Annotated in this window: 16 protein-coding genes; 14 read left to right on the plus strand and 2 right to left on the minus strand. The window is 58.8% G+C overall.

Going from position 1 to position 17,561, the window contains the following annotated elements:
* Positions 1-33: 33 nt before the first annotated feature.
* The 14 genes from VSQ30_RS07395 (at position 34) to VSQ30_RS07460 (ending at position 16,295) form a co-directional block, all read left to right on the plus strand.
* Complete coding sequence (locus tag VSQ30_RS07395; protein ID WP_502876210.1) at positions 34-1,200, plus strand: 1-deoxy-D-xylulose-5-phosphate reductoisomerase; 1,167 nt, start codon at positions 34-36, stop codon at positions 1,198-1,200.
* 154 nt (positions 1,201-1,354) lie between these two features.
* Positions 1,355-2,419 carry a M50 family metallopeptidase gene (locus VSQ30_RS07400; RefSeq protein ID WP_237076108.1) on the plus strand — a complete coding sequence of 355 codons (1,065 nt, stop codon included), beginning with the start codon at positions 1,355-1,357 and terminating at the stop codon, positions 2,417-2,419.
* Positions 2,420-2,447: 28 nt separating this feature from the next.
* On the plus strand, positions 2,448-3,494 hold the full coding sequence (gene ispG / locus VSQ30_RS07405; protein WP_334463098.1) for a flavodoxin-dependent (E)-4-hydroxy-3-methylbut-2-enyl-diphosphate synthase: 1,047 nt from the start codon (positions 2,448-2,450) through the stop codon (positions 3,492-3,494).
* Between the two features lie 12 nt (positions 3,495-3,506).
* The gene (locus tag VSQ30_RS07410) at positions 3,507-4,121 is read left to right on the plus strand and encodes a histidine phosphatase family protein (RefSeq protein ID WP_334463101.1); all 615 of its coding nucleotides are present in this window, start codon (positions 3,507-3,509) and stop codon (positions 4,119-4,121) included.
* Positions 4,122-4,390: 269 nt separating this feature from the next.
* Positions 4,391-8,725: a PolC-type DNA polymerase III gene (locus VSQ30_RS07415; RefSeq protein WP_334463103.1), complete on the plus strand. Its 4,335-nt coding sequence runs from the start codon at positions 4,391-4,393 to the stop codon at positions 8,723-8,725.
* A 231-nt stretch (positions 8,726-8,956) separates the two neighbouring features.
* Positions 8,957-10,165 carry an ATP phosphoribosyltransferase regulatory subunit gene (gene hisZ / locus VSQ30_RS07420; protein WP_334463105.1) on the plus strand — a complete coding sequence of 403 codons (1,209 nt, stop codon included), beginning with the start codon at positions 8,957-8,959 and terminating at the stop codon, positions 10,163-10,165.
* On the plus strand, positions 10,162-10,794 hold the full coding sequence (hisG, locus tag VSQ30_RS07425) for an ATP phosphoribosyltransferase (protein WP_334463107.1): 633 nt from the start codon (positions 10,162-10,164) through the stop codon (positions 10,792-10,794). The genes hisZ and hisG overlap by 4 nt, the downstream gene beginning before the upstream one ends.
* Positions 10,795-10,881: 87 nt before the next feature.
* Positions 10,882-12,177, plus strand: a complete 1,296-nt coding sequence (hisD, locus tag VSQ30_RS07430) for a histidinol dehydrogenase (RefSeq protein WP_502876211.1) — start codon at positions 10,882-10,884, stop codon at positions 12,175-12,177.
* Between the two features lie 4 nt (positions 12,178-12,181).
* Positions 12,182-12,496, plus strand: a complete 315-nt coding sequence (locus VSQ30_RS07435; protein ID WP_334463111.1) for a hypothetical protein — start codon at positions 12,182-12,184, stop codon at positions 12,494-12,496.
* Positions 12,480-13,553: a pyridoxal phosphate-dependent aminotransferase gene (locus tag VSQ30_RS07440; protein ID WP_334463112.1), complete on the plus strand. Its 1,074-nt coding sequence runs from the start codon at positions 12,480-12,482 to the stop codon at positions 13,551-13,553. Before VSQ30_RS07435 ends, VSQ30_RS07440 begins: the two co-directional genes overlap by 17 nt.
* Complete coding sequence (gene hisB, locus VSQ30_RS07445; RefSeq protein WP_334463114.1) at positions 13,550-14,128, plus strand: imidazoleglycerol-phosphate dehydratase HisB; 579 nt, start codon at positions 13,550-13,552, stop codon at positions 14,126-14,128. The genes VSQ30_RS07440 and hisB overlap by 4 nt, the downstream gene beginning before the upstream one ends.
* A gap of 222 nt (positions 14,129-14,350) precedes the next feature.
* Entirely contained in the window at positions 14,351-15,457 is a 1,107-nt protein-coding gene (gene hisA / locus VSQ30_RS07450) for a 1-(5-phosphoribosyl)-5-[(5-phosphoribosylamino)methylideneamino]imidazole-4-carboxamide isomerase (protein ID WP_334463116.1), read from the plus strand.
* Positions 15,454-15,777 carry a phosphoribosyl-ATP diphosphatase gene (gene hisE / locus VSQ30_RS07455; protein WP_334463118.1) on the plus strand — a complete coding sequence of 108 codons (324 nt, stop codon included), beginning with the start codon at positions 15,454-15,456 and terminating at the stop codon, positions 15,775-15,777. The genes hisA and hisE overlap by 4 nt, the downstream gene beginning before the upstream one ends.
* Positions 15,774-16,295, plus strand: a complete 522-nt coding sequence (locus VSQ30_RS07460; protein WP_334463120.1) for a class I SAM-dependent methyltransferase — start codon at positions 15,774-15,776, stop codon at positions 16,293-16,295. Before hisE ends, VSQ30_RS07460 begins: the two co-directional genes overlap by 4 nt.
* Before the next feature lie 63 nt (positions 16,296-16,358).
* Here VSQ30_RS07460 and VSQ30_RS07465 read toward each other — a convergent pair whose 3' ends face one another.
* Positions 16,359-17,060 carry a TM2 domain-containing protein gene (locus tag VSQ30_RS07465; protein ID WP_334463121.1) on the minus strand — a complete coding sequence of 234 codons (702 nt, stop codon included), beginning with the start codon at positions 17,058-17,060 and terminating at the stop codon, positions 16,359-16,361.
* A gap of 30 nt (positions 17,061-17,090) precedes the next feature.
* Positions 17,091-17,459, minus strand: coding sequence for a TM2 domain-containing protein (locus tag VSQ30_RS07470; protein WP_201751153.1), 369 nt, complete (start codon positions 17,457-17,459; stop codon positions 17,091-17,093).
* Between the last annotated feature and the right edge of the window lie 102 nt (positions 17,460-17,561).

A 17,561-nucleotide genomic window follows, 5' to 3' on the forward strand; every position in this document is an offset into this window, starting at 1 on the left:
TTGGCGCATACACTATGGAAAGGAAGGATTCCTTTGAGGCTTTCCCTGTTAGGATCCACCGGCTCTATCGGCACCCAGGCTTTGGAGGTTGCGGAGCAGTTAAACAGGACAGGGACGTTCCCTGTTGAGATTGCGGTGCTTGCCGCCCGATCCAATGTACAGCTTTTAGAGCAGCAGGCCCGCCGCCTTTCCCCCCAGGCAGTAGCCCTTTTCGAACCTGCCGCCGCCAGGGACTTCCGGCAGCGCACCCGGGACTTGGACATCACAGTGCTGGAAGGGCCGGAAGGCCTGTGCGAAGCCGCCGCCTGGGAGGGCGCCGACACCACCCTGAACGCTGTGGTGGGCATGGTGGGGCTTCGTCCCACCATGGCGGCCATAAAGGCGAAGAAAACCCTGGCCCTTGCCAACAAGGAAACCCTGGTGGCAGGGGGCAGCCTTGTAATAGAAGCTGCCCGGCAGAACGGGGTGAAAATCTTGCCGGTGGACAGCGAGCACTCCGCCATCTTCCAGTGCCTCCAGGGAAGCCCTGAGGAAAGGGCTGTAAAGCGCCTTATCCTGACGGCCTCCGGCGGGCCGTTTTTCGGCTGGGAAAAGGAACGGCTTCAGGCCGTCACCCCAGAGCAGGCCCTTTGCCATCCCAACTGGGACATGGGGGCAAAAATTACCATCGACTGCGCCACCATGATGAACAAGGGCCTGGAGGTTATTGAGGCCGCCTGGCTGTTCCATATGCCTGTGGAGCGCATCGGGGTGGTGGTACACCGGGAGAGCATTGTCCACTCCATGGTGGAGTTTGCAGATAACGCCGTCATTGCCCAGATGGGCGCCCCGGATATGCGCCTGCCCATCCAATATGCCCTCACCTATCCCCAGCGGCTGGAAAGCCCCTCGGGGGCGCTGGATCTGCCTGCCCTCGGGAAGCTGACCTTCTTTGAGCCGGACAGGGAGCGCTTTCCCTGCCTGAACCTGTGCATAAAGGCCATGGAGCGGGGGGGGCTTGTGCCTGCGGCGGCAAACGGCGCAAACGAGGCGGCAGTGCAGCTTTTCCTGGAGAAGAAAATCGGGTTTATGGATATCCCCCGGCTGGTGCAGGCAGCGGCGGACAGCCAGCCTGCCGTTCAGGCCGCCAAGGTGGAGGATGTGCTGGAGGCTGACCGCATGGCCCGCAGCCGGGTGCTGGAACTGGCAGGAAGCCTGTAAGAAGCCGGACCAATCGGGCATAGCACAAATCTTTCCGGCAGCTTTTACTGTGCGTGTTTCCCCACCTCTTGGGCGTGGAAACATGCACAGTACCTTACTTTTTTGCCCTTAGCTCGGGGGACGCTTTACAAAACCGGATCAAGGAGCTGATATTTTGCAGATTCTCATGATAGCGCTGTTAATTGTCATTGGCATACTGCTTTTCGGGTTCGTGATATTTTTTCACGAGCTGGGCCATTTCCTGCTGGCAAAGGCGGCGAAAATTCGTGTCAACGAGTTTTCCATTGGCATGGGCCCCAAACTGTGGGCTTTCCAAAAAGGGGAAACTCTGTATTCCCTGCGGCTGCTTCCCATTGGCGGCTTCTGCGCCATGGAGGGGGAGGATGAGGACAGCGACGACCCGGCGGCCTTTGGCAGCAAGCCTGTATGGCGGCGGATTCTGGTGGTAATAGCCGGAGGCGTGTTCAATGTGGTGCTGGGCTTTGTGCTCATGGGCCTCACCCTTATCCCCCAGGAAGTTTTTGCCACCACGAAAATCAGCAAATTTGCGGAAAATTCCGCCCTGGAAGCTGCCGGCGCCCAGGTAGGGGATGTGATAACCGCCATTGACGGCTATGCCGTTTACAGCGACAGGGATATGTCCTTCGGCATGGCCCTGGCAAACCCGGACGCTGTTTCCATCACCGTTTCCCGGGAGGGGCAGCGTATAGACCTTGGCCCCTTCCCCATGGCCTATCAGACTGTGTCAGGCCGCCGGGTGGTCACCCCGGACTTTTATGTTCAGCCGGAGCGGCGCAGCTTTTTTGGGGTGGTGAAGCGCTCCTTCACCTACACGGTGTCCATGACCCGCATGGCGCTGGAAAGCTTGAAGGGCATTGTGTCCGGGCGCTTTGGCCTTAACGAAATTGCAGGGCCGGTGGGCACAGTGCAGGCTATCTCTGTAGCGGCGGAAGCCGGGCTTTCAGAAAGCTTCGGGAAGGCTGTGGGGAATATCCTGCAAATGATTATTATGATAACGGTAAACCTGGGTGTGGTAAACCTGCTGCCCCTGCCCGCCCTGGACGGGGGACGGCTGCTGTTCCTCATCTGGGAGGGCGTCAGCCGCAGGCCTGTGCCGCAGAAGTATGAGGGGTATGTCCATGCCGCCGGGTTTATCCTGCTTTTAGGGCTGATGGCAGTTATCACTTTTCACGATATCGTCCGAATATTCACAGGCTGACATTGCATGACAGGGGAATGAGTATAGTATGGCAAAAAGAAAATCTACACAAGTGCAGGTGGGGAATATCCTGCTGGGAGGCGGCGCGCCTGTAACGGTGCAGTCCATGCTCAGCACCCCTTCCACAGATATCCCGGGCAGCGTGGCCCAGGCAAAGGCACTGGAACAGGCCGGGTGTGAAATACTCCGGGCGGCGGTGCCGGACATGGCGGCGGTAAAGCTCATCTCTGCCCTGAAAGAGGCAGTATCCATACCCATTGTGGCGGATATCCATTTCGATTACCGCCTGGCCCTGGCGTGCTGCGACGCCGGGGTGGATAAAATCCGCATTAACCCCGGCAACATCGGGGAGGACAGCCGGGTGAAAGCCGTAGCCCAGGCCTGCCGGGCCAAAAACATCCCCATCCGCATTGGGGTAAACGACGGATCCCTGGAAAAGCATATCCTGGCAAAATACGGCCACCCCACCCCGGAGGCCCTGTGCGAAAGCGCTTTGTACCATGCTTCCCTGCTGGAGCGCTTTGATTTTACCGACATTGTGGTGTCCATGAAGGCCTCCTCTGTGGATGCCACCATCCGGGCCTACCAACTGGCGGCGGAAAAGTGCCCTTACCCCCTGCACTTGGGCATCACCCACGCAGGCACTGCCCGTATGGGGCTGGTGAAGTCTGCCATTGGCATCGGGAGCCTTTTGCAGCAGGGCATTGGGGACACCTTGCGGGTTTCCCTGGCCGCAGACCCGGTGGAAGAGGTGTACGCAGGCAGGGACATCCTCAAGGCCCTGGATATGCGGGGAGGCGTGCGGCTTATCGCCTGCCCCACCTGCGGGCGCACCCGCATTGACCTGATTTCCCTGGCAACCCAGGCGGAGCAGGCATTGTCGGATTGCAAAAAGGACATCACTGTGGCGGTGATGGGCTGCGCGGTCAACGGCCCCGGGGAGGCCCGGGAAGCGGACATCGGTATAGCCGGTGGCAAAGGGGAGGGCCTGATCTTTAAGAAAGGGCAGATTCTCCGGAAGGTTCCTGAAAACAGGCTTTTAGAAGAGCTTTTAGCGGAAGTGGGCAAGCTGTAAAAGGAGCGGGTCATGAAACAGATTCTCACCATTCAGCACTGTGAGTCCATCCACCATACAAACGGCATGGTAGGCTCCTGGACAGACTGGGATTTAACGGAGCGGGGCCGCCGGCAGGCCCAGAATATTGCGGACAACCTGGCCCCGGAGCTTTTAGGCCAAAGCGTGAAAATCTATTCCTCCGATTTAAAGCGGGCAGCCCAGACCGCCGCGCCTTTAGCGGAAAAGCTGGGGCTGGAGATAGAATTCCGCCAGGAACTGCGGGAGCGAAACCTGGGGGAAGCGGTGGGGAAATCCGCCCAATGGTACCGGGAGCACAGAGGCCCGGAACGCCCAGGAGATTACATAGATGTAAGGCCTTTCCCCAGCGCGGAGACGGAGCGGGAGGTCTATCAGCGGCTGGAGCCTTTGTGCCGGGAGGTGTTGGACAGGGATGAAGACACCGTGGTGCTTGTGTCTCACGGCGGCACGCTGGGGGTGTGGAACCTCCTTTGGCTGGGCCTGCCGCCGGAAGCCATGAACCATTGCGGCATCCGGACAAAGGCCGGGGCTGTGGGGCGGTTTGAGTTTTACGGGGGCTGGTCGCGGCAAATCCGGCAGATAGGCGTGCTTTCCTACATGGAATAAAGAGGCACAGCGGCCCGCCGGAGCCGGGAAAGGGCTTTGCCCTTTCCCGCGCCGCTTCGCGGCGGGTTCGGCCCTCTGGGCCGAACCGCTCCGGCGGAGGGGCTTTGCAGGACGCGGGGAAAGTGAAAGTTTTTGAAGGGTTCTTAGGGGGACTTTTTCCCAAAAGCCCCCCTAAGCAGGGTTTGGGGCGAGGGCCGCCAGTGGCGGCCGTTTCGAGCTGACCGAGTCGGCAGACGAGACGGAGTCCCAACAAAAGAGGAGGACGGGCATTGAGCACACTGGGCGAATTTTTCCAAAAGGAGCTGGCGGGCAAAACCTTCCCGGCAGGGCTGCTGGAGGGGGAGATTGAAAACCTGCGGGTAAGCCGGGAGCCGAGGGGGATAGAAGTGGGGATACGCTTCCCCCAGTTTGTGGCATACGAATCCTTTGCAAAGCTTGCGGAGGCTTTGACGGGCTTTGGCGCTGTGCGGGTGCTGCCCCGGTTTCCCCGGGAAAGCTTTGCCCCAGAGTGCCTGCCCTCCTTGTGCGCCGCCTTAAAGCAGCAGGACGCCACCTTAAACGGCACCTTCCATCAGGCGGAGGCCCGGTGGGAGGAGGGGGTGCTCACCGTAGAACTGCGCCATGGGGGCCTTTCCCTTCTGGAGGCCCGCCACACAGACCAGCGTATGCAGGACTTGGTGCGGGAGTGGTTCTCCCTGGGCTGCAGGGTGGAATTTACGGGGAAAACCAGCACCAAAGCAGGCAGCGCCTCTCTGTTAGAACGCATCCACACCCAGGAGGAGAAGCAGCGGCGGGAACAGGCCATCCAGGAGATGGAGGCCTATGAAGAGGCCATGAAGGAGCAGGCCAGCCGTCGGAAAATCAGCGTGCGGGGGGAGGAAAACCTGCTGCCCGCCATTGTGCCCAAAACCGCCCGGCCCTTAATCGGCGCGGTGCCCAAGGGGCACATCACGCCCCTGGCGGAAGCCGCCATCGACCTGGGCAGCATCATCGTGTGGGGAGAGATTTTCTCCCTGGAAAGCAAGGAAACCCGGGATAAGTCCCGGAAAATATACAGCATCGACATCACAGACTACACCAGTTCCATCACCCTGAAAATCATCCAGGACGCAGGCCAGTGCAAGGAGCTGGACAGCCTGAAGCTGGGGAAATCCCTGCTGGTGCGGGGCAGCCTGGAATACGATAAATATGACAGGGAAAACGTGCTGCGGCCCCGGGCCATCGCCACAGTGGAGCAAGTGGAGGTTGTGGACGACGCCCTGGAAAAGCGGGTGGAGCTGCACCTGCACACCAACATGTCCGACATGGACGGCATGACTCCCGCAGGGGATCTCATCAAGCAGGCCCACAAATGGGGCCAGAAGGCTGTGGCTATCACTGATCATGGGGTGGCCCAGGCCTTCCCGGAAGCCATGAATGCCGAGGCTGCCATCCGCAAGGAGGATCCGGAATTCAAAGTGCTGTATGGCACAGAGGCCTATTTTGTAAACGACCTGGTGCCTGCGGTCACAGGGGAGACAGCCCAGCCTTTAGAAGGGGATTTCATCTGCTTCGACCTGGAAACCACCGGCCTTTCCCCGAAAAAAGACCGCATGACGGAAATCGGCGCGGTGCGCATCCATAACGGGGAGGTCACCGACCATTTCGATACCTTTGTGGATCCGGAAATGCCCATCCCCACAAAAATTACAGAGCTGACAGGCATTACAAACGAAATGGTGCAGGGCGCGCCCAAGGAGGCGGAGGCCCTCAAGGCTTTCTATGAGTTCTGCGGGGAATCCCCTGTGCTGGTGGCCCACAACGCGGGCTTTGACACAGGCTTCCTCCGGGCCGCCGGAGAGCGGGCCGGCATCCCCTTCCAGCATGTGTACATAGATTCTGTGCCCATCTGCCGGGCGCTTTTAACAGACATTAAAAACTGCAAGCTGGATACAGTGGCTTCTTACCTGAAGCTGAAGCCCTTTAACCACCACCGGGCCGACGATGACGCCGCCACCCTGGGAGAGATTTTCCTGCGGCTTTTGCAGCGGCTGCGGGAGGGCCAGGGGGCAAAGCTTGTCTCAGACATCAACGCCGCCCTGGCAGGAGGGGATCCCAAAAAGCTGCGGCCTTACCATATGATTCTCCTGGTGAAAAACCACACAGGCCTGAAAAACCTCTACCGCCTGATTTCCAAAGGCCATCTGGAATATTTCTACCGCAGCCCCCGCACGCCCAAAAGCGAGCTGAACAAATACAGGGAGGGGCTGCTGGTGGGCAGCGCCTGCGAGGCCGGGGAGCTGTTCCAGGCCATGGTGCGGGGAGATTCCTTTGAGAACCTGTGCAAAATCGCGGAATATTATGATTACCTGGAAATCCAGCCTTTAGGCAACAACATGTTTATGGTGCGAAACAGGGATACGGACATTGAGGGCCTGAAAGAATATAACCGCACCATCGTGCGCATCGGGGAGAAGCTGCACAAAATGGTAGTGGCCACCTGCGACGTGCATTTTAAAGATCCCAAAGACGCCACCTTCCGGAAAATCCTCATGGCGGGCAAGGGCTTCTCCGACGCTGACCAGCAGGCCCCCCTGTACATGCGCACCACGCCGGAAATGCTGGAGGAGTTCAGCTATTTAGGCAAGGAAAAGGCTTTTGAAGTGGTGGTGACGAATCCGGGCAAAATTGCGGACATGATAGACCACCTCCGCCCTGTGCCCATGGGCAACTTCCCGCCCTTTATCGAGGGCGCCCAAGAGCAGCTTATCGACATTACCTGGCAGCGGGCCAAGGCGAAATATGGGGATCCGGTGCCGGAAATCGTGGAGAAGCGGCTGAACAAGGAGCTGGGATCCATTGTCAAGCATGGCTTCTCTGTGCTGTATATGACAGCCCAGAAGCTGGTGGCAGACAGCGAGGCCCATGGCTATCTGGTGGGCTCCCGAGGCTCTGTTGGATCCTCCTTTGTGGCCAGCATGTCGGGCATTTCAGAGGTAAATCCTTTAGAGCCTCACTATGTGTGCCCTAAGTGCCAGTACAGCGAGTTTATCACAGACGGCAGCGTGGATTCCGGCTTTGACCTGCCTCCCAAAACGTGCCCTCACTGCGGCACGGATCTGGACAGGGACGGCCACACGATTCCCTTTGAAACCTTCCTGGGCTTTGACGGGGACAAGGTGCCGGATATTGACCTGAACTTTTCCGGGGAATACCAGTCCGGCGCACACCGGTATACAGAAGTGCTTTTCGGCAGGGACAACGTGTTCAAGGCCGGCACCATTGCCACAGTGGCGGACAAGACGGCCTTTGGCTATGTGAAAAAATATGCCGAGGAACGGCAGGCCACCTTCCACAAGGCAGAGGAAAAGCGGCTCTCCATTGGCTGTACAGGGGTGAAGCGCACCACAGGCCAGCACCCCGGCGGCATGATCGTGGTGCCCAGGGGCATGGAGGTGTACGACTTCTGCCCTGTCCAGCACCCGGCAAACGACCAGAAGTCTGACAACATCACCACCCATTTCGACTTCCACTCCATCCACGACAACGTGTGCAAGCTGGACGAGCTGGGACACGACGTGCCCACCATCTACCGGTATCTGGAGGACTACACAGGCATCCCTGTCATGCAGGTTTCCATGAGCGATCCGGAGGTGATGAGCCTGTTCCATTCCCCCAAAGCTCTGGGCGTCACCCCGGAGGATTTGGGCGGGGTGAAAACAGGGACGCTGTCCCTGCCGGAGCTGGGCACAAACTTTGTGCGGGGGATGCTGGAGGAATCGAACCCCACGAAATTCTCCGACCTCCTGCAGGTTTCCGGCCTTTCCCATGGCACAGACGTGTGGCTGGGCAACGCCCAGGAGTTGATTAAAAACAAAACCTGCACCATCTCTGAGGTTATCGGCACCCGGGACAGCATCATGGTGTACCTGATGAACAAGGGCCTGGATCCGAAAATGGCTTTTAAAATTATGGAGATTGTGCGCAAGGGCAAGGCCACAAAGCTTTTAACCCAAGAGCACATTGCCGCCATGAAGGAGCACAACGTGCCCCAATGGTATATTGACTCCTGCTTTAAAATCAAGTACATGTTCCCCAAGGCCCATGCGGCGGCCTATATGATTGCCGCTTTGCGGCTGGGCTGGTATAAGGTGCATAAGCCCACAGAGTTTTACGCGGCGTATTTCACTGTGCGCAGCGACGACTTCGACGGGGCCACCGCCGCTTTGGGCCGGGAAGCCGTCTCCCGGAAAATGCGGGAGCTGGACACGAAAATCAAGAACCGGGAGGCCAGCGCCAAAGAAGAGGGCGAGTTTGGCACCCTGCAGATTATCAACGAAATGCTGGCCCGGGATATTAAGCTGCGGCCTGTGGACATCTATAAATCCCATGCCAACAAGTTCCTGGTGGAGGAGGGGGAAATCCGCCTGCCCTTCTCAAGCCTGAGCGGCGTAGGCGGCGCTGCGGCGGAAGGCCTGTTGGAAGCAAGGCAAAGCGGCGGGGAATATATCTCCATTGACGATTTGCAGGCCAGGGCCAAGGTTTCCAGCGCCGTCATTGAGGCCCTCCGGAACACCGGGGCCTTAAAGGATCTGCCGGAAAGCAGCCAGACCACCCTGTTTTAAGGCAGCGTAACGAAACGCATTGCCCTGCAAAGCGTTTTGCACCTAAGACGCGGGTGAGGCCTGCGCAGGCTTTTCGCTGCGCTTCGCGCGCCTGCCAGGGGCGCTCCCGGAGCATCCCTTTGGCAAGTGGCAGAAACAATGTCGCGGAGTTTCCCGGGAAATACGGGCTTGACAAAAAGCCGCCGATGCTTTATTATAGTAGCACAATAAAGCACAGAGAGGAAAGAGAAAATGCGCACATACAGCAAAGTGACCCCGGAAGGGGCGCGGGATATCCTGTTTGAGGAGTGCCGGGGCCGCAGGGAGGTGCAGCGCAGGCTCACCTGGGCTTTTACCCTCCGGGGATACCGGGAGGTGATGACCCCGGGAATAGAATATTACGACGTGTTCAGCCTGCCCGGCGCGGCGCTGCCCCAGCGGGAAATGTACAAGACCACGGACAACCGGGGGCGGCTTATCGTGTTCCGGCCTGATTCCACCCTGCCCATCGCCCGCATGGCGGCTTCCCGGCTCCAGGGCCAGCAGAAGCCCCTGCGGCTTTATTACAACCAGAGCATTTACCGCAACCGCCCCGACCTTTCCGGCCGCAGCGATGAAAGCGCCCAGATGGGGGTGGAACTGATGGGCGCCGGGGGCCTTGGGGCAGACTTGGAGGTGGTGTCCTTAGCGGCCCAGGCCCTGGAGGGCTGCGCGCCAGACTTCCGCATGGAATTGGGCCACGCCGGGATCTTCCGGGTGCTGGCAGACCAGCTTCCCGTATCCCCGGAGCAGAAGGAGGAACTGCGGGCCACCATTGAGGCAAAGAATTACGCGGCCCTGGAAGAACTTTTGGAGCCTTTAGGCGAAAACCCGGCGGCAGAGGCCATCCACCGCCTGCCCCGGCTTTTCGGCGGGGAGGAGGCCCTGGAGGAAGCAGCCCGGTATTGTTCCGGCGGCAGGGCCGGGGAGATGCTCTGTTACCTGCGCACTGTCTACACCGCTTTGCAGAAGCTGGGGCTGGGAGACAGGCTGATGGTGGATTTAGGCTTAGTCCAGCGCAACGACTACTACACAGGCATTGTGTTCAGTGCCTATGTGCCCCACCATGGGGCGGCGGTGCTGATGGGCGGGCGGTATGACGGGCTGTGCGAAAAGTTTGGGGAGCCTATGCCTGCCGTAGGCTTTGCAGTGGATGTGGACGCCTGCGCCCTGCTGCTGGAAAATGGCATGGAGGAAGAGCCGGCCCCGGCTGTGCTGGTGTACGGGGAGCCGGGCTTTGAGGCAGAGGCGGAAAGCGCGGTGTCCCTTTTAACCCGCCAGGGCAGGCTGTGCGAGCTGTCCCTGTTTGAAACGCGGGAGCAGGCAGAGGGATATGCCCGGGACAGAGGCATCCCCCGGCTGGTGCTGGTGGGGCGCCAGGTGACGGAGATGGAAATAAAGCGGAAGGGGGCGAACCCATGAAGCCCTTGCGGATAGCCCTGACAAAGGGCCGTTTGGAGAAAAAAAGCGCCGCCCTTTTTGAGAAGGCCGGGTTTGACTGCCAAAGCCTTACGGATAAGGGCCGCAGGCTGATCCTGCCCATTGGGGACGGGAAGATGGAGGCTGTGCTGGCAAAGGCGGCGGATGTTATCACCTATGTAGAGCAAGGCGTGTGCGACCTGGGCGTGGTGGGGAAAGACACCATCATGGAGCAGGGGCACCAGCTCTTTGAAATTTTAGATTTAGGCTTTGGGCGCTGCGGCTTTGCCCTGGCGGCCCCCAGGGGAGCGGATTTTTACGGAGGCTACCGGGTGAAAACCATTGCCTCCAAATACCCCAGCGTGGCAAGGCGGTTTTTCGAGAGCAAGCACATGGACGTGCGCATTATCAAGATAGAAGGCTCGGTAGAACTGGCCCCCCTGCTGGGCCTTTCCGACGGCATTGTAGATATTGTGGAAACCGGGGCCACCCTAAAGGAAAATGGCCTGGAGGTGATAGAACCCATTGCCCAGGTGTCTGCCCGGCTGGTGGTAAACCCTGCCAGCATGAAGCTGCGCAAGGGGGAGATTGAGGCCCTGGCGGCAAAGCTGGAGGAGAAGCTGGAAAGATGACAAAAGGGTTACAAAACCTGAGGCTTTTTCCCGAAAACAGCGCTTTTACCCATTATTAACAATTTGTTCATATTTTAAAAGAGGTGAATGTTGATGATACGCATGGTGAAAGGCGAGCGGCAGGCCCGCCTTGCCTTTATAGACGAGCTGAAGGCCCGGGTGGGCCAGGCGGACAGGGCTGTGGAAGAGTCTGTGGCGGAGATTATCCGAAACGTGAAGGAGGGCGGGGATGAGGCCGTTCAGAATTATTCCCGCCAGTTTGACGGCTGGGCGCCGGAAAGGCTGGAGCTTACCCGCCAGGAGATGGAGGAAATTGCCCAGGCGTGCGCCCCGGAATTTTTAGAGGCCCTTAGGAGGGCAGCGGAAAACATCCGGATATTCCATGCCCGGCAGAAGCAGCAGAGCCGCATCGACCCTATGGGCGGCATCATCACGGGCCAGCGGGTGCGGGGCCTGCACCGGGCGGGGGTTTACGTGCCTGGCGGTACGGCGGGATACCCTTCCTCTGTGCTGATGAACGTGATACCCGCCCAGGTGGCAGAGGTGGGGGAGATTGTAATGGCTACGCCCCCGGGCCGCACAGGCCGGCCCGACCCCAACATCATCGCCGCGGCCCTTGCCGCCGGGGTGGACAGGGTGTTCCTCATGGGCGGCGCCCAGGCGGTCGCGGCCATGGCTTACGGCACGGAGACGGTGCCCAAGGTGGACAAAATCGTGGGGCCGGGGAATATTTTCGTGGCTACCGCCAAGAAGCAGCTTTACGGCGTGGTGGACATTGACATGATAGCCGGGCCAAGCGAAATCCTCATCATAGCCGATTCCTCCGCAAACCCGGAGTATCTGGCAGCGGATTTGATGAGCCAGGCGGAGCACGACAAAATGGCTTCTGCCATCCTCATCACCCCGGACGAGAAGCTGGCGGCCCAGACGGTGGAGGCCCTGTACAGGCAGCTTGAAAGCCTTTCCCGCAGGGAGATTATCGAGGAATCCTTGGACACCTACGGGGCGGTGCTCCTTACGGAAAACATGGACGAGGCGGTGGAATTTGCAAACCTTCTGGCCCCGGAGCACCTGGAGGTCTGCTGCGACAATCCCTTTGCCTATCTGGGCAGGCTGGACAACGCGGGTTCCCTGTTTTTGGGCCACTATTCCCCAGAGCCTTTAGGGGACTATTTTGCCGGGCCGAACCATGTGCTGCCCACCGGGGGCACAGCAAGGTTCTTCTCACCCCTTTCTGTGGATGACTTCGTGAAGAAATCCGGCTTTGTATATTATCCCAAAGAAGCGCTTTTAGATGCTGCCGATGATATTATCCTTTTGGCGGAAACAGAAGAGCTTACCGCCCACGCCAACTCCGTCCGGGTGCGCAAGGATGGGAAATAGGCCCATGGAAACAGTGGAGGACGTGTATAAGGCCCTGGAGGCCCGGGGCTTTGCGCCGGAATGGCTGACAAAGGGGAAGGAAGCGGCTGTGCTGTATTTTACAGGGGGCCGCAAACAGTATAAGCTTTATTTTGACGAGAGCTTTGTGGAGGTTTCCCAGAAAAAGCGTTTGTTCCGGGAGGAATACTGGCACAGCATAGGCGTGCGCCGCTATGAAAACCCAGAGGACACCGTGGCGGACGTGTACGACACAGTGGCGTGGTGCCTGGAGGAATATGGCGGGAAAAAGGAGGACAAGGCACATGTACAGCCTGAATGAAAAAGCGAAAGGCCTTAAAGCGTATGACCCCATTGGAGGGGGCTTCCAGGTGCGCCTGGACGCAAACGAGTCTTTCCTGCCTTTGCCGGAGGAGGTACTCCTGGACGCCCAGACGGCCCTTCCGGAACTGGCCTTCAACCGCTATCCAGACCCTGCCGCTAAGGAGCTTTGCGCCGCCTTTGCCCGGCATTATGGGGTGCCGGAAGGGCAGGTGGTGGCGGGAAATGGCTCTGACGAGCTGATAACCGTAATTTTCAGCACCTTCCTGGAAAAAGGGGATGCTTTTGCCACCCTGGAGCCGGACTTTTCCATGTATGCCTTTAACGGCTTTTTGCAGGAGGCCCGGCATGTGCCCATTCAGAAGGGAGAGGGCCTTCGCGTAGACATAGACGAAACCATCCGGGTTTGTGAGGAGGAAGGGGTAAAGCTGCTGATTTTCAGCAACCCCTGCAATCCCACTTCCCTGGTGTGCCCCAAAGAAGAAGTGGCCCGGCTTATCCGCTCGGTCAGCGCTTTGGTGGTGCTGGACGAGGCTTATATGGACTTTTCCGACCAGAGCCTTCTGAGGGAAGCGGACAGCTTTGATAACCTCATCATCCTGCGCACCTGCTCCAAGGCCTTTGGCATGGCGGCCCTGCGGCTGGGATTTGCGGTGGCCCGGCCTTTGCTGGCAGACACCCTGCGGGCGGCAAAATCCCCCTATAATGTAAACGCCTTGTCTCAGAAGATGGGGGCATTGGCACTAGGGCAGGATGCAGCCATCAAGGCCGCCCTGGAGGAAATCCTTCTGTCCCGGGACGAGCTGGCGGCTGGGCTGGAAGAATTGGGGCGGAAATATCCCGGGCGCTTTACCCTGTTGCCAAGCGACACCAATTTCTGCGCCCTCTTGATGGAGGACAGGCAGGCCCTGTTCGATTTCCTGTGCGCCCGGGGCATTGCCATCCGCCTTACCGGGGGCCTTGTCCGCATTACCTGCGGCACGCCGGAGGAAAACAGGATTTTCCTCCGGGCGGCGGAAGAGTATTTCAAGGCTTCAGGAAAGGGGGGGCAGGCATGAAGCGTCAGGCTTCTGTAACAAGGAAAACAAGGGAAACAGATATCAAGCTGGCTCTCTCCCTGGACGGCGGCTCAGTGGAGGTTGCCACAGGCGTCGGCTTTTTCGACCACATGCTGACAGCCTTCGGGGTACACAGCGGCTTTGGCCTGGAGGTTTGGGCCAAGGGGGACTTGGAGGTGGATTGCCACCATACAGTGGAGGACGTGGGCATTGTGCTGGGCCAGGCCATGGCCCAGGCTTTAGGGGACAAAAGCGGCATTAAGCGTTATGGCCACGCCTACATCCCTATGGACGAGGCCCTGGGTTCCTGCGTGGTGGATATCAGCGGCAGGCCCTTCCTGGTGTTCCAGGCGGCGTTTCCCCAGGAGGCTCTGGGGGCATATGACGCCTGCATGACAGAGGAGTTTTTCCGGGCCTTTGCCATGCACAGCGGCCTGACTCTCCACCTTGCCTGCCCCTATGGGAAAAATTCCCACCACATGATTGAAGCTCTCTTTAAGGCTTGTGCCCACGCGATGCGGGATGCCTGCGCCCTGGGGCAGGAAGGGGTGCTTTCCTCCAAAGGGATGCTGTAGGAGACGCTTTCGGTGCTTTTTGCCTCCGGCGGCTCAAAAGCCTTTCAGGAAGCGTCAGAATTGTGCTGGAAAAGAATGATGAACAAAGTGTGAATTCTTAGAAAAAACTGCGGTTTTTTGCAAAAAAGTTGGGTTTTGTAAACGATTTGTAATCTTTTTCGCCCGCTGGATAGGGGCTTTTTCATACAGGTTTGACACCGTTATATAAAGGAGAGTTTGCCTATGATTATACTGCCAGCCATTGACCTGCACCAGGGCCAGTGCGTGCGCCTGCTGCAGGGGGACTATGCCACAGCCCATGTGGTGGCGGACAGCGCCCTGGACACTGCCAGAAGCTTCCAGGAGCAGGGCGCCCGCTGGATGCACATGGTGGATTTGGACGGGGCCAAGGGAGGCGCGCCCCAAAATGCCCAGTTGATTTTTGACGTGCTCCAGAATGTGGACATGCACATTGAGGTGGGGGGCGGCATACGGGATATGGCTTCTGTAGAGCTGTATCTGGAGAAGGGTGTGAGCCGGGTGATTTTAGGCTCTGCCGCTTTGGAAAATCCCGCTTTTGTGAAAGAAGCTGTGGGCCGGTACGGCAAAAAAATTGCTGTGGGCATTGACGCTTTGGGGGGCAAGGCCGCCGCCCAGGGCTGGACGGAGAAAAGCGGGAAGGATTATCTGGAGCTTGCCAAGGAGATGGAGGCCCTGGGGGTGGAGTTTATCATCTGCACAGACATCCAGCAGGATGGCATGATGAGCGGGCCGAACCTGGAAATGCTGGATAAGCTGAACCGGGCTGTGTCCTGCAACATCATTGCCAGCGGCGGGGTCAGCAGCCTTTTGGATATTGTGAACCTGTATGATTTGGGGCTTTATGGCGCTATTGCCGGGAAGTCTATCTATACGGGGGCATTGGATCTGCGCCGGGCCATTACCGCCTGCCAGCGGGTTTCCGGCAAGGCCCCCAAAACGCGGCAGGCGGCAGAGGACGAGCTGGAACGGTATTTCCAGAAGTCTGAGCTGCTGCCCGCTGTTATCCAGGAGGAGGAAACCGGGGAGGTGCTGATGCTGGCCTATATGAACCGGGAGTCCCTGGTGAAAACCTTGCAAACCGGCACCACTTGGTTTTACAGCCGCAGCCGCAAGGCCCTTTGGAACAAGGGGGAGACTTCGGGCCACACCCAGCAGGTGTGCAGCGTCTATGCGGACTGCGACGATGACACCCTGCTCATTAAAGTGAAGCAGAAAGGCCCTGCCTGCCATACGGGCAGCCATAGCTGTTTTTTTAAAACCCTGTGGCCGGAAAAGGACGGGGCAGAGCAGAAGGAGAATGGAATATGAACTCTTTACAGAAACTATATGAGACAGTTTCAGCCAGAAAAGACGCGCAGACAGAAGGCTCTTACACCTGCTATCTTTTCGGGCAGGGACTGGACAAGATTTTGAAAAAGTGCGGGGAGGAGTGCAGCGAGGTGATTATCGCCGCGAAAAACGGGGATAACAGCGAAACTGTTCTGGAGATAAGCGACCTTTTATACCACCTCACTGTGCTGATGGTGCAGCAGGGCATCACTCTGGAGCAGGTGGAGGCTGAGCTGAAAAAGCGCAGTGGAAAGCAAGGTAACCTGAAAACCTTCCATCAGGTGGACAAAAATACATGAGGTGGGATTTTTGGCAGCGGGCCAGGGCTTTCCTGCGCCCGGAAACCCGGGTGCTCCTGGTGGGCAGGGAAGGGCTGGAGGATTTGCTGGCCTTGGGGCATCCCCTCTGCCTGCTGGCTTTGGCCCTGCCTGACGGGTGCTGCCTCCGGGAGGAAAGGCGGCTGGGGCCTTTAGGCGTGCAGGCGCGGCCCTGGAATGGGGGAGAGCCTTTGCCCTTTGACGGGCAGTCTTTGGATCTGGTGCTGCAATACCGCCAGCCATATGATTTAGGGGAAATACGCCGGGTGCTGAAGCCCGGCGGTTTTTTCCTGACGGAGCAGGCAGGGGGGACTGACAGCAGGGCCGGGGAGCTGGGCCTGCCGGGCAATTATAACCTGGAGAACCAGAAGCCCCTGTTTTATGAGGCAGGGTTCCGGGTGGTATATGGCGATCAGGGCTATGAAGCTGCTGGAAAGGGCCGAGAGAGAGAGCTGCGCCACCGGTTTATGATTGTGGCGGGCAAGACTGGAAAAAAATAGAAGAAACCATAAACCCCCCGCTCCGGCAGTGCCGGGGCGGGGGGTTTATGCGTTGGGAAGGATTTAATCCCGGAGTATGACGCCATTGCCGTCATACATGCGGGAGGGCTGGGCAGAGAGGAGCATAACGCCCTCAATGAAGGCCCAGATGACAACGGCTACAGTGGCCACGCCGCAGGTCAGCAGGCCCCCTGCCAGGGAGAGGACAAGCTGGATGGTGCCCCGGGTGTTAAAGCCCAGGTAGAAATTATGCACGCCGAACACGCCCAGCATAATGGCCAGCAGGCCCGCTGCCAGGCGGCTCTTTTGGGCATAGCCTGCCGGCGGGGTGTTGTACTGCTGGGGCGGGTAAGGATAATAGGGCTGCTGGGGCGCCTGGCTGTATTGGGGAGGCTGGTATTGCGGGGCAGCCTGCTGCTCCTGCTGGGTATACTGGGGCGCGCCATAGGAAGGCTGGGCCTGATAGCTGGAATAGGGAGAGGCAGGCTCTGGCGCCCGGGGCGGCTCTGGCATATGGAAAGGCTCTGCGGAGGATCCGGGGAAGTGGGGGCCGGTGTGGTCTGGGGCGGGGGGATCGGGTGGGAGATCCGGCTCCAGGGTCAGGTGGGGCACAGGCTTTTCCGTATAGACAGGCTCCTGCTGGGGGGCGGAGGGCTGGGCGCTCTCCTGGACGGGCTGGGTTTCCCCAGGCTGCCCTTCTGCCGGCTGGGAGGCGGGGGGATTGTTCTGCTGTTCTAAGGGGTTATTATTTTCAAAATCAGACATATAAGATGCTCCTTTCTGAAATGGAATGTGTCAGTCTTTTAAGAATACGCCGTTTGCGTCGGTGTTAATGCGCCCGTCTAAAAGCTTGATGCCGTCCAGGATGCCCCAGATCTGCATGACAATGGCGCCGAAGCCGCAGGTGAGGAAAGACACCAGAAGCTGCACCAGCCCCCGGGAGGTGTTGCCCAGGTAGAAGCTGTGGACGCCATAGGCTCCCAGCAGCATGGCAAGGACGCCTGCCGCCACCCGGCTTTTCTGCACATAGCCGGGAGGAGGCTCCATGCCGGCCTGGGGCTGGTATTGGGGCGGGTTGTACATGGGAGGCTGCTCCTCCTGGAAGTTTGCCTGGGTGTAATAGGTCTGGTTATACTGGTTGTTATACTGATTATTGTCTGCCATGTGGGTTCATCTTCCTTTCTGTGTAGGGGGCAGTCCGTTTCCTTGTGTTCTGGTACTATCTTAGCACCACCTGTGGGGGAAAGCAAGGGACTGGAAGGTTTA

This window comes from Acutalibacter sp. JLR.KK004, from assembly GCF_036941085.1.
Lineage (GTDB): Bacteria > Bacillota > Clostridia > Oscillospirales > Acutalibacteraceae > Acutalibacter.

Excerpts from the sequence above, each read along its gene's own strand:
- VSQ30_RS07460 (WP_334463120.1), top strand. The coding sequence starts at position 15,774 with ATGAGGTGGGATTTTTGGCAGCGGGCCAGGGCTTTCCTGCGCCCGGAA.
- VSQ30_RS07410 (WP_334463101.1), top strand. The coding sequence starts at position 3,507 with ATGAAACAGATTCTCACCATTCAGCACTGTGAGTCCATCCACCATACA.
- hisG (WP_334463107.1), top strand. The coding sequence starts at position 10,162 with ATGAAGCCCTTGCGGATAGCCCTGACAAAGGGCCGTTTGGAGAAAAAA.
- hisE (WP_334463118.1), top strand. The coding sequence starts at position 15,454 with ATGAACTCTTTACAGAAACTATATGAGACAGTTTCAGCCAGAAAAGAC.
- hisD (WP_502876211.1), top strand. The coding sequence starts at position 10,882 with ATGTTGATGATACGCATGGTGAAAGGCGAGCGGCAGGCCCGCCTTGCC.
- VSQ30_RS07470 (WP_201751153.1), bottom strand. The coding sequence starts at position 17,459 with ATGGCAGACAATAATCAGTATAACAACCAGTATAACCAGACCTATTAC.
- VSQ30_RS07435 (WP_334463111.1), top strand. The coding sequence starts at position 12,182 with ATGGAAACAGTGGAGGACGTGTATAAGGCCCTGGAGGCCCGGGGCTTT.
- ispG (WP_334463098.1), top strand. The coding sequence starts at position 2,448 with ATGGCAAAAAGAAAATCTACACAAGTGCAGGTGGGGAATATCCTGCTG.
- hisZ (WP_334463105.1), top strand. The coding sequence starts at position 8,957 with ATGCGCACATACAGCAAAGTGACCCCGGAAGGGGCGCGGGATATCCTG.
- VSQ30_RS07440 (WP_334463112.1), top strand. The coding sequence starts at position 12,480 with ATGTACAGCCTGAATGAAAAAGCGAAAGGCCTTAAAGCGTATGACCCC.
- hisA (WP_334463116.1), top strand. The coding sequence starts at position 14,351 with ATGATTATACTGCCAGCCATTGACCTGCACCAGGGCCAGTGCGTGCGC.
- VSQ30_RS07465 (WP_334463121.1), bottom strand. The coding sequence starts at position 17,060 with ATGTCTGATTTTGAAAATAATAACCCCTTAGAACAGCAGAACAATCCC.
- hisB (WP_334463114.1), top strand. The coding sequence starts at position 13,550 with ATGAAGCGTCAGGCTTCTGTAACAAGGAAAACAAGGGAAACAGATATC.